The sequence below is a fragment of the Burkholderia sp. WSM2232 genome (assembly GCF_000472545.1).
In the GTDB taxonomy this organism is placed as follows: Bacteria; Pseudomonadota; Gammaproteobacteria; order Burkholderiales; family Burkholderiaceae; genus Paraburkholderia.
The window spans coordinates 103,596-114,151 of record NZ_AWZV01000026.1 but is presented as its reverse complement, the minus strand read 5'-3'; the positions used below and the strand labels follow the sequence as shown (position 1 = coordinate 114,151).

The 10,556-nt window shown below is 63.0% G+C and carries 12 protein-coding genes; 11 read left to right on the top strand and 1 reads right to left on the bottom strand.

What is annotated here, in order from left to right:
- The 9 genes from F757_RS36265 to F757_RS0122760 all read left to right on the top strand — a co-directional run.
- A partial coding sequence (locus F757_RS36265) for a hypothetical protein (protein WP_198021430.1) occupies positions 1–259 on the top strand: 259 nt, incomplete at its 5' end.
- 29 nt (positions 260–288) lie between these two features.
- Complete coding sequence (locus F757_RS0122795; RefSeq protein ID WP_027213409.1) at positions 289–1,119, top strand: 3',5'-nucleoside bisphosphate phosphatase; 831 nt, start codon at positions 289–291, stop codon at positions 1,117–1,119.
- Between the two features lie 139 nt (positions 1,120–1,258).
- Positions 1,259–1,894, top strand: coding sequence for an L-threonylcarbamoyladenylate synthase (locus F757_RS0122790; protein WP_027213408.1), 636 nt, complete (start codon positions 1,259–1,261; stop codon positions 1,892–1,894).
- Between the two features lie 47 nt (positions 1,895–1,941).
- Positions 1,942–2,604, top strand: a complete 663-nt coding sequence (locus F757_RS0122785) for a site-2 protease family protein (protein WP_027213407.1) — start codon at positions 1,942–1,944, stop codon at positions 2,602–2,604.
- A 6-nt stretch (positions 2,605–2,610) separates the two neighbouring features.
- Positions 2,611–3,813 (top strand): tryptophan--tRNA ligase, encoded by a 1,203-nt coding sequence (locus F757_RS0122780; RefSeq protein WP_027213406.1) that lies wholly within the window; start codon positions 2,611–2,613, stop codon positions 3,811–3,813.
- A 16-nt stretch (positions 3,814–3,829) separates the two neighbouring features.
- A complete protein-coding gene (locus F757_RS0122775; RefSeq protein WP_027213405.1) occupies positions 3,830–4,429 on the top strand; it encodes a class I SAM-dependent methyltransferase in 600 nt (199 codons plus the stop codon).
- A 43-nt stretch (positions 4,430–4,472) separates the two neighbouring features.
- On the top strand, positions 4,473–5,423 hold the full coding sequence (dapA, locus tag F757_RS0122770; protein ID WP_027213404.1) for a 4-hydroxy-tetrahydrodipicolinate synthase: 951 nt from the start codon (positions 4,473–4,475) through the stop codon (positions 5,421–5,423).
- Between the two features lie 123 nt (positions 5,424–5,546).
- On the top strand, positions 5,547–6,686 hold the full coding sequence (gene bamC / locus F757_RS0122765) for an outer membrane protein assembly factor BamC (protein ID WP_027213403.1): 1,140 nt from the start codon (positions 5,547–5,549) through the stop codon (positions 6,684–6,686).
- Positions 6,687–6,693: 7 nt separating this feature from the next.
- The gene (locus F757_RS0122760) at positions 6,694–7,467 is read left to right on the top strand and encodes an MBL fold metallo-hydrolase (protein WP_027213402.1); all 774 of its coding nucleotides are present in this window, start codon (positions 6,694–6,696) and stop codon (positions 7,465–7,467) included.
- Between the two features lie 137 nt (positions 7,468–7,604).
- Here F757_RS0122760 and F757_RS0122755 read toward each other — a convergent pair whose 3' ends face one another.
- Positions 7,605–8,303 (bottom strand): Bax inhibitor-1/YccA family protein, encoded by a 699-nt coding sequence (locus F757_RS0122755; RefSeq protein ID WP_006051305.1) that lies wholly within the window; start codon positions 8,301–8,303, stop codon positions 7,605–7,607.
- A gap of 329 nt (positions 8,304–8,632) precedes the next feature.
- Between F757_RS0122755 and ndk the strand changes: the two genes are divergently transcribed.
- Complete coding sequence (gene ndk / locus F757_RS0122750) at positions 8,633–9,058, top strand: nucleoside-diphosphate kinase (protein WP_013338797.1); 426 nt, start codon at positions 8,633–8,635, stop codon at positions 9,056–9,058.
- A 168-nt stretch (positions 9,059–9,226) separates the two neighbouring features.
- Positions 9,227–10,378 carry a 23S rRNA (adenine(2503)-C(2))-methyltransferase RlmN gene (rlmN, locus tag F757_RS0122745; RefSeq protein WP_027213401.1) on the top strand — a complete coding sequence of 384 codons (1,152 nt, stop codon included), beginning with the start codon at positions 9,227–9,229 and terminating at the stop codon, positions 10,376–10,378.
- The last annotated feature ends 178 nt before the right edge of the window (positions 10,379–10,556 follow it).

Below are 10,556 nucleotides of genomic sequence, written 5' to 3'. Positions count from 1 at the left end.
GGGCAAGGGCAAGGGCAAGGGCAAGGGCAAGGGCAAGGGCAAGGGCAAGGGCAAGGGCAAGGGCAAGGGCAAGGGCAAGGGCAAGGGCAAGGGCACGGGCAAGGGCACGGGCGCGCCTGCAGCGCGGAACCCGGCACTCCGCACGTCGGCGCACCACGGCATCTGCACGACGGGCAAGCGTCTAAAACGGGCCTCGGGCAGCCAGAGCGCGCTTCCCGCCGCGAGATTTGCTCTGCGTCCACTTACTGCGTTGCAGTAAAATGGCTGCAGACCCCTCTACAGACGATGATGAACGCCGACCTCCACTGTCACTCCACCGTTTCCGACGGCCAGTTTGCGCCGGCCGATGTCGCGCGCCGTGCGCATGCGGGGGGCGTGACGTTGTGGGCCCTCACCGATCACGACGAACTCGGCGGCCAGCACGAAGCCCGTCAAACCGCCGAGGCTCTCGGCATGGGCTATCTGAGCGGCGTTGAAATCTCGGTGACATGGGCGGCGCGTACGGTGCACATCGTCGGGCTCGGTATCGACCCTACCAGTTCCGTGCTGATCGACGGCCTCGCGCGCACGCGCAACGGGCGCGCCGCACGCGCGGAGGCAATCGGCGAGCAGCTGGCCACGCTCGGCATTCCCGACGCGTATGAAGGCGCGCTCAAGTACGTGTCGAACCCCGACATGATTTCGCGTACGCATTTCGCGCGTTTTCTGGTCGAAAGCGGTCATGCCAGTTCCACGCAAGACGTCTTCAACCGTTATCTCGGCGACGGCAAGCCCGGCTATGTGCCGCATCGCTGGTCGAAGCTGGCGGACGCCGTCGGCTGGATCAAGGCGGCGGGAGGCGAGGCGATCATCGCGCATCCGGGCCGCTATGCCTACTCGCCGACGGAGTTCGACGCGTTTTTCGCGGAGTTCATCGATCTGGGCGGCAAGGCGATCGAAGTCGTGACCGGCAGCCACACGCCGGATCAATATCGCGAGTACGCGGAGGTCGCGCGCCGTTTTGGCTTCGAGGCGTCGCGCGGTTCCGATTTCCATGCGCCTGGCGAGGGCCGCGTCGAACTCGGCGCGTTGCCGCCGCTTCCTTCCGATCTCAAGCCTGTCTGGGAACGCTGGCTGTGAGCGCCGCCCGTGCCCTTGCGGCACGTCGCGCGGGCGAGCCGGTGATTCGCCGTGCTTGCGCCTGACGTGCAGGGTCCGCGAAGTTTTGCGTCGCACCGCGCCACCAAACGTTGTTTCTCCGTAGCCACCGTTAGCCGCCATGTCCCAATACTTCCGGCTTCATCCAGATAACCCGCAGCCGCGCCTCGTCAAACAGGCCGTGCAGATCATCAACGACGGTGGCGTGGTCGCGCTGCCGACGGACTCGAGCTACGCGCTCGCCTGCCATCTCGACGACAAAAACGCGGTCGAGCGCCTGCGCCGCATCCGCGGGCTCGACGAGAAGCAGCTACTGTCGCTGCTCGTGCGCGATCTGTCGGAACTCGCGAACTTCGCGATGGTGGACAACCGCCAGTACCGGCTCATCAAGTCCGTGACGCCGGGGCCGTATGTGTTCGTGCTGCAGGCGACCAAGGAAGTGCCGCGGCGCCTGTCGCATCCGTCGCGCAAGACCATTGGCCTGCGCGTGCCGGATCACGCAATCACGCTCGCGATTCTCGGCGAACTCGGCCAGCCGCTCCTCGGCTCGACGCTGATTCTGCCGGGCGAAACCGCGCCGCTCAACGATCCCGAGGAAATCCGCGCGCGGCTCGAAAAACAACTCGATCTCGTGATCGACGGCGGCGCCTGCGTGTGCGAGCCGTCCACGGTGATCGACCTGACCGGCGAAGAGCCGGTGCTGGTGCGGGCAGGGCGCGGTTCTCTCGCGCCATTCGGTCTCGAAGAGACAGCATGAGCGAAAGCGGGCAGACGCACGCAAACGCATTGTTACAATAGCGAGCTATGGATTCTTCCCTGATACAAACCATTGCGGTTTACGCATTGCCGGTGATCTTCGCCATCACGCTGCACGAGGCCGCGCACGGTTACGTCGCGCGCTGGCTCGGCGACAACACCGCTTACGTGCTGGGCCGCGTGTCCATCAACCCGATGCGGCACATCGACCCGCTCGGCACCATCGCCATTCCATTGCTGCTCTACTTCGCCACGAGCGGCGCCTTCATGTTCGGCTATGCGAAGCCGGTGCCGGTCGCCTTCGGCAATCTGCGTAATCCGCGCTGGGGCAGCCTGTGGGTTGCCGCAGCGGGGCCCGCCTGCAACTTCGCGCAGGCGCTCATCTGGGGGCTATTCGGCGTGGCGCTGGCTGTCATGGCCGTCGACGAACCGTTTTTCACTCGTATGGCGGGCGCGGGCGTCGGCGTGAATCTGGTGCTCGGCGTGCTCAATCTGTTTCCGTTGCCGCCGCTCGACGGCGGCCGCGTGCTGATGGCGCTGCTGCCGCCGCGCCAGGCCATCGCACTGTCCCGTCTCGAACCGTATGGCTTTTTCATCGTCATGGCGCTGGTCATGACGGGCACGCTGACGCGCTATTGGCTGAGCCCGCTCGTCACCGTGGGTTACAGCGCAATCACCGCAGTTCTGACTCCACTTGTTTCGCTTTTCTAAATAACCATGTTCCCAGACCGTATCTTCTCCGGCATGCGGCCCACCGGGTCGCTGCACCTCGGCCACTATCACGGCGTGCTGAAAAACTGGGTGCGGCTGCAGTCCGAATACCCGTGCTTCTTCGCTGTCGTCGACTGGCACGCGCTCACCACGCACTACGAAACGCCCGAGGTTATCGAGAAAAACGTCTGGGAGGTGCTGATCGACTGGCTCGCCTCGGGCATCGATCCGGCCCAGGCCACGCTCTTCATCCAGAGCCGCGTGCCTGAGCACGCGGAGCTGTCGCTGCTGCTCGGCATGAGCACGCCGCTTGGCTGGCTTGAACGCGTGCCGACTTACAAGGAGCAGATCGAGAAGCTGAAGGAGAAAGATCTGTCCACTTACGGCTTCCTCGGCTATCCGGTGCTAATGGCGGCGGACATTCTGCTGTATCGCGCGTCGCTCGTGCCGGTCGGTGAAGACCAGGTGCCGCACGTCGAAATGACGCGGGAAATCGCGCGCCGTTTCAACTACCTGTACGGCCGCGAGCCTGGCTTCGAGGAAAAGGCGAACGAAGCCGCGAAAAAGCTCGGCGGCAAGCGCGCGAAGCTGTATCACGAGCTGCGCAACGCTTACCAGCAGGAAGGCGACGACGAAGCGCTCGAGCAGGCGCGCGCGATGTTGCAGGAATCGCAAAGCCTGTCGATGAGCGACCGCGAGCGCCTGTTCGGCTACCTCGAAGGCTCGCGCAAGATCATCCTGGTCGAGCCGCAGGTCATGCTGACGGAAGCTTCGCGCATGCCGGGCCTGGACGGCCAGAAAATGTCGAAGTCGTACGGCAACACGATTGGCCTGCGCGAAGACGCCGAAACGATCACGAAGAAAGTACGCACCATGCCGACCGACCCCGCACGCGTGCGCCGCACCGACCCGGGCGACCCGGACAAGTGCCCGGTGTGGCAACTGCACCAGGTCTACACAGACGAAACCACGCACGCGTGGGTTCAGAAGGGTTGTCGCTCGGCCGGCATTGGCTGTCTCGAATGCAAGCAGCCGGTCATCGAAGGCATTTTGCGCGAGCAGCAGCCGATGCTGGAGCGGGCGCAGAAGTACATGGACGATCCGTCGCTTCTGCGCGCGATCGTCGCAGACGGCTGCGACAAGGCGCGCCGCTTCGCCACGGAAACGATGCGGGACGTGCGCGAGGCGATGGGCCTCTCGTATAACTGAGGGCCGCGTCGACTTCATGAGCATTTCTGCCGCGGCCATGCATGGATTGGGCGAACCGTCGCCCTGGGTGCGCCATTGGGCGCACCTGGTCGAGGCGGGCGGCGCGGTGCTCGACGTCGCATCCGGGGCGGGGCGCCATGCGCGGTTTTTTGCGTCGCTGGGCCATCCGGTCACGGCCATCGACCGCGACGCCGCCGCGCTCAATACGCTGGCCGACGAACCGCTCGTCACGCCCGTCGTGGCCGACCTGGAGAACGCTCCGTGGCCGTTACCCGCAGAGGCGAAATTCGCCGCAGTAGTCGTCACCAACTATCTGCACCGGCCGCTTTTTGCGCCCCTCATCGAATCGCTCGCACCCGGCGGCGTACTGGTTTACGAGACGTTCGCGCAAGGAAACGAAAGGGTGGGCAAGCCCTCTAATCCCGCGTTCCTGCTCGCGCCCGGCGAACTGCTGGAGCTCGTGCGCGGCCGCTTGCGGGTGGTCGCGTTTCAGGACGGTTTTCTCGCGCAGCCACGCCCGGCTTACGTCCAGCGCATCTGCGCCATTCTGGAGGCGGACCGCTCAGGCAACCCCGCGCAGGCGGCGCCCCCGCCTTGTTACGAGTTGGCTGGCTAATCCGCTACAATCGCGGTTTACCTGATCAAATTCATGGCTTTTCATGACTAACGGCACTCAAGCAGGCACTCAAGCAGGCACCCTCGCAGGCACTCAGAGCAGCAGCGGCAGCGTCAAGATTCGCGGCAGCATTCCCGCCATCATCACCCCGATGCTTGAAGACGGCAGCCTCGATTTGCCTGCGTTTCGCAAACTGATCGACTGGCATGTCGCCGAGGGCACGAATGCGCTCGTGGTCGTCGGCACGAGCGGCGAATCGGCCACGCTGTCCGTCGAAGAGCACGTGCTGATGGTCAAGACCGCGGTGGAGCACACGGCGGGCCGGATTCCCGTGATCGCGGGCTCGGGCGGCAATTCCACGACTGAAGCTATCGAACTCACGCGTCAGGCGAAAGAGGTCGGCGCCGACGCTACCTTGCAGGTCGTGCCGTACTACAACAAGCCGACGCAGGAAGGCATCTATCGCCATTTTGTGAAGATTGCCGAAACGGTCGATCTGCCGGTGATCCTGTACAACGTGCCGGGCCGCACGGTCGCGGACATGAGCAACGAGACCATTTTGCGTTGCGCTCAGGTGCCGGGCATCATCGGCGTAAAGGAAGCGACCGGCAACATCGACCGCGCGGCGCATTTGATCAAGTCGGCGCCGGCGCACTTCGGCATTTACAGCGGCGACGATCCCACCGCCATCGCGCTGATGCTGCTGGGCGGCCACGGCAATATCTCGGTCACGGCGAACGTCGCGCCGCGTCTCATGAGCGAGCTGTGCAAGGCCGCGCTAGCGGCGGACGCGAAGACTGCGCGCGAGATTCATTTGAAGCTCCTGTCGCTGCACAAGAACCTGTTCATCGAATCGAATCCGATTCCGGCGAAGTGGGCGCTGCAGCAGTTGGGTCGTGTGCAAGGTGGCATCCGCCTGCCGCTCACGCCGCTCGACGCGCAATACCACGAAGTGGTGCGCGGCGCGCTGCGCGAAGCGGGCCTGCTCGGCTAGGCGGGCCGCCGTCGCACCCGTCAGCGCTCACCCNCCACTGGCATTCCCTTAACCGACGTCGATCCAGCCCACGTTCCCGGCACACAGAACCAGGCACCGCGTTCCAGCATCACGAAGGACCTCATGAAACGTTCCGCACTTTCCCTCCACGCAACCCGCATGGCGGCGCTGACGCTTGCCCTGGTGACGCTCGCCGGCTGTGACACTTTGAACGACTGGTTCGCTTCTGATCGCGTGAATTACAAAGCGGCGGGCAGTGCGCCGCCGCTCGCCATTCCCGGCGACCTGAACACCACCGGAACCGATCAGCGTTACGTCGCACCGCCGGCCAATCTGGCGCTGGGCGGCGCGACCAAGCGGGCAGTCACGGCGGCCGGCAATTCGACCGAAGGCCAGCCCACCGCGCAAGATCCGTACGGCATGCACATCGAGCGCGACGGCGACCGCCGCTGGCTGGTGGTCGACGGCCGCTCGCCGGAACAGCTGTGGCCGCAATTGCAGGAGTTCTGGCAGGAAAACGGCTTCGCGCTGAAAACCGACGCGCCGGCCACCGGCATCATGGTGACCGACTGGGCGGAAAACCGCGCCAATATTCCGGACGACTGGTTCCGCCGCACAGTGGGCAAAGTGATCGATTTCGCTTATTCGTCGGGTACGCGTGACAGCTTCCGTACACTCGTGTCGCGCGGTCCTTCCGACACTACGGACATTTCCGTCACGCACAGCGCGATGGAAGAAGTGCTGACTGGGCAGGACAAGACGTCGTCGCGTTGGGAAGAGCGTCCGCGCGACCCGGCACTGGAAGCGCTTTTCCTCACCAAGCTGATGCAGAAATTCGGCCTGACCGAAGCGCAATCCAAGCAATTGCTGACAGAAGCACGCCCGGCCGCTGCGCCGGCCACGCTCGGCAAGACTGCGGGCGCCTCCACGCTCGATTTGCAGGAGTCGTTCGACCGCGCGTGGCTGCGCGTGGGCCTCGCGCTCGACCGCACCAATTTCACCGTGGACAACCGCGACCGCGCGAAGGGCATTTACTACGTGCGTTACGCGGACTCGATGCAGGAACTGAAGAAGGAAGGCTTGCTCGGCAAACTGTTCTACAGCGGCAATTCCTCGAAAAAGCCTGGTCAGGAGTTCCTCGTCAACGTGCGTCCGAAGGGCGATACCTTGACGCAGGTCGCGGTGCTGGACGCGAACGGGCAGATCGACAATTCGTCAGACGCACAGCGCATCGTGACGCTGCTGCACGCGCAACTGAACTAAGCTGACTGTGCGGTTCGCAAGTCTTGGCAGCGGCAGTGAAGGCAATGCGTTGCTGGTGGAAGCGCAAAGCGGCGCAACCACCACGCGCGTGCTGCTCGATTGCGGGTTTTCTGCAAAAGAAGTGGAGCGGCGCCTGAACCGGCTCGGCTCGAGTGCCGAAGCCCTCGACGCCATTCTGATCACGCACGAACACAGCGACCACATTGGCAGCGCGCTAACCTTGGCGCGCAAGTGGTCGATCCCGCTGTTCATGAGCTGGGGCACGGCGCGCGCGGTAGGCGCCGACGAGGCCGACGTCGACCTGCGCGTGCTATGGGGCGACGAAGCGGTGGCAATCGGCGACCTCAGCGTTCTTCCCTACACGGTTCCGCACGATGCCCGTGAGCCGTTGCAATATGTGTTCTCGAATGGCGCGAGCCGGCTTGGTGTGCTGACGGACGTCGGCACGTCCACGCCGCATATCAGCGCCGTCTTGAGCGGCTGCAACGCGCTGGTGCTGGAATGCAATCACGACGTGCGTATGCTGGCCGGCAGCCGCTACCCGCAGTCGTTGAAGGCGCGCATCGGCGGCAATCATGGGCATTTGAATAACGACGCGGCGGCTGAAATTCTCGCCTCGCTCGACCGTTCGCGTTTGCGTCATCTTGTTGCTGCGCACCTGAGCCAGCAGAACAATCTGCCTGAACTCGCACAGGCCGCGATGGCCGGCGTGTTAGGTGCCGCGCCGACTGAGGTGGTGGTTGCTTCGCAGGCGGAAGGGTTCGCGTGGCTGAGCCTGTAGGCGCTGGCCCGGTCGCTTTCATATCGCCAGCAACTGCGACGCGGTGGAAATAAAAAAAGCCCATAACGAGCAGTCGTTATGGGCTTTTCTACGAGGCCGGCGCGTTCAGCACCGTGCCCGTGCTCCGGGCATGAATCTTAATTGCGGTTGCCGCCGAAAATGCCGAGCAGCGCCAGCAGGTTCACGAACACGTTGTACAGGTCCAGATAGATGGCGAGTGCTGCGGTGATGTAGTTCGTCTCGCCGCCGTTCACGACGCGCTGCACGTCGAACAGCATATAGGCCGAGAAGATCACGATGGCCATGACGGACACCGTCAGCATCAACGCCGGCAGGTGCAGGAACACGTTCGCGACGGAAGCGAGCAGCAGCACGATCACGCCCATGAACAACCACTTGCCTAGACCGGAGAAGTCGCGCTTGCTGACGGTCGCGATAGTCGCCATGGAGGCGAAGATCACACCAGTGCCACCGAAGGCGAGCATGATGAGCGACGGGCCGTTGGAGAAACCCAGCACGAAGCCCAGAATGCGCGAGAGCATCAGGCCCATGAAGAACGTGAAGCCCAGCAGCACGAACACGCCGGCGGAGCTGTTCTTGGTTTTCTCGATTGCGAACATGAAGCCGAACGCGATCGCGAAGAACGCCAGCAGGCTCATGGCGGGACTGGTGGCGGCGAAGAGCGAAAACCCGGTGGCGAGCCCCACCCACGCGCCCAGCACTGTCGGAATCATGGACAGCGCCAGCAGCCAGTAGGTGTTTCGTAGCACGCGGTTACGCGTTTCGACCGTGCTGACCGCGCCAGTGCGGCCAAAGCTATACGGATGATCGTTCATGGTCTCTCCTTACGTCAGAAGCGTGTTGCGTGATGTTGTCAGCGGTTTGTCCGGCGCTTTTGCCGTGTGCCGTGCCGCAGGCTCTCGCCGCTTGCGACGGCTACCCGTACCTAAGATTAGCGCGACAGCGGGGAGTTTCAATCCACCAGAGCGGCAAAGGTGAATTGAAAAATGCGTTGAAGCGCCCACACGGCCTACGCTACCAGTATTCACAAACTCCTGCTTGGAGTCTTTCAGTGCTGTAAGGGTTCAATCGCAATCATACACGGGAACATGCTACAATAGCGGATTCATTTGAATCTGTAACCTCTTAATTTTTTGGAGTTTTTATGGCGATCGAACGCACCCTGTCCATTATCAAGCCGGACGCAGTGGCCAAGAACGTGATCGGCCAGATCTACAGCCGTTTTGAAAACGCTGGCCTGAAGATCGTGGCTTCGCGCATGGTCCACCTGTCGCGCGCCGACGCTGAGAAGTTCTACGCCGTGCACGCCGCACGTCCGTTCTTCAAGGACCTGGTCGAATTCATGATCTCCGGCCCGGTGGTCGTGCAGGTTCTGGAAGGCGAGAACGCCATCCTGAAGCACCGCGATCTGATGGGCGCAACGGACCCGAAAAAGGCCGAAAAGGGCACGATCCGCGCCGACTTCGCCGACAGCATCGACGCCAACGCGGTGCACGGTTCGGACGCCGCCGAAACGGCTGCGGTTGAAATCGCGTTCTTCTTCCCGCAAGTGAACGTGTATTCGCGCTAATGCTGGTATCCGGCCATAAGTGCGGCAAGGTGGCTTTATTCACACCAATCCGCACCAATCGCCGGGCATAGTAGTAAGGTAACAGCAGCAGGGATGGGCGCGAACGGTTTTGCGGTCATGCAGCTTGTTGCATGAACCCAGTCTCGCACAGAAATGGCAGGATTCGATATGACGAGCAGCTCCACCGTCAACCTTCTCGACCTCGACGCCCAAGGGCTTGTCGCCTATTGCGACAGCCTGGGCGAGAAGCCGTTTCGCGCCAAGCAATTGCAGCGCTGGATCCACCAGTACAACGCTGCAGACTTCGACGGCATGACCGATCTCGCGAAGTCTTTGCGCGAAAAGCTCAAGGGGCGCGCCACGATTTCCATGCCGGGCATCGTTAGCGACCATATTTCTACCGACGGTACACGCAAGTGGCTGATCGACGTCGGCAACAGCAACGCAGTCGAAACCGTCTTCATTCCGGAAGAAACGCGTGGCACGCTGTGCGTGTCCTCGCAGGCCGGCTGCGCGGTGAACTGCCGTTTCTGCTCGACCGGCAAGCAGGGTTTCTCGCGTAATCTCACCACCGGCGAAATCATCGGCCAGCTGCGCATGGCTGAATTCGCGTTGCGCGCGTCGCTCGGAGCGGCCGGCGGCCGTGCCACGGGCGGTGAAGGCAAGGGCGAGCGCGTCGTCACGAATGTCGTGATGATGGGTATGGGCGAGCCGCTTCTGAACTACGACGCGGTCGTGCCCGCCATGCGCCTCATGCTCGACGACAACGCCTACGGCCTGTCGCGCCGGCGCGTCACACTGTCCACTTCGGGCGTCGTGCCCATGATGGACCGGCTCGGCGGCGATCTGCCGGTTGCGCTCGCTGTATCGCTGCATGCGCCAAGCGATCCGCTGCGCGACATGCTGGTGCCGCTGAATAAAAAATATCCGCTGCGCGAATTGATGGCCGCTTGCCAGCGCTATCTGAAAGTCGCGCCGCGCGATTTCATCACCTTTGAATATTGCATGCTCGACGGCGTGAACGACAGCGAAGCGCAAGCGCGCGAGCTGCTCGCGCTTACGCGCGACGTGCCGTGCAAGTTCAATCTGATTCCGTTCAATCCGTTTCCTGAGTCGGGCCTCGTGCGCTCGAAGCCGGAACAGATCAAGCGGTTCGCGCAGGTGCTGGTGGACGCGGGCGTCGTCACCACAGTGCGCAAGACGCGCGGCGACGACATCGACGCTGCCTGCGGCCAGCTAGCCGGTGCTGTGAAAGACCGCACGCGCCTCGCTGAGCGCAGCGGGAAGGCAGCGAAGGTCATCGAGGTTCGCGCCGTGTAGCGGGAAGGGCGTAAGTTGCAGGGCATTCGGCGCTGCGCACCGGAAAATGCTGAAAGACGCTTCGCGCCCCGGTAATTGAAAAGAAAGTTTGCAGAATCGATCGGAAGCGGCACAAGAGGCCGCGCATTTTGTTATAAACGGTCTGCGATTCGGACGTGAAGTTTGGACCGGTCCGGTC

Excerpts from the sequence above, each read along its gene's own strand:
- F757_RS0122795 (WP_027213409.1), top strand. The coding sequence starts at position 289 with ATGAACGCCGACCTCCACTGTCACTCCACCGTTTCCGACGGCCAGTTT.
- F757_RS0122790 (WP_027213408.1), top strand. The coding sequence starts at position 1,259 with ATGTCCCAATACTTCCGGCTTCATCCAGATAACCCGCAGCCGCGCCTC.
- F757_RS0122785 (WP_027213407.1), top strand. The coding sequence starts at position 1,942 with ATGGATTCTTCCCTGATACAAACCATTGCGGTTTACGCATTGCCGGTG.
- F757_RS0122780 (WP_027213406.1), top strand. The coding sequence starts at position 2,611 with ATGTTCCCAGACCGTATCTTCTCCGGCATGCGGCCCACCGGGTCGCTG.
- F757_RS0122775 (WP_027213405.1), top strand. The coding sequence starts at position 3,830 with ATGAGCATTTCTGCCGCGGCCATGCATGGATTGGGCGAACCGTCGCCC.
- dapA (WP_027213404.1), top strand. The coding sequence starts at position 4,473 with ATGACTAACGGCACTCAAGCAGGCACTCAAGCAGGCACCCTCGCAGGC.
- bamC (WP_027213403.1), top strand. The coding sequence starts at position 5,547 with ATGAAACGTTCCGCACTTTCCCTCCACGCAACCCGCATGGCGGCGCTG.
- F757_RS0122755 (WP_006051305.1), bottom strand. The coding sequence starts at position 8,303 with ATGAACGATCATCCGTATAGCTTTGGCCGCACTGGCGCGGTCAGCACG.
- ndk (WP_013338797.1), top strand. The coding sequence starts at position 8,633 with ATGGCGATCGAACGCACCCTGTCCATTATCAAGCCGGACGCAGTGGCC.
- rlmN (WP_027213401.1), top strand. The coding sequence starts at position 9,227 with ATGACGAGCAGCTCCACCGTCAACCTTCTCGACCTCGACGCCCAAGGG.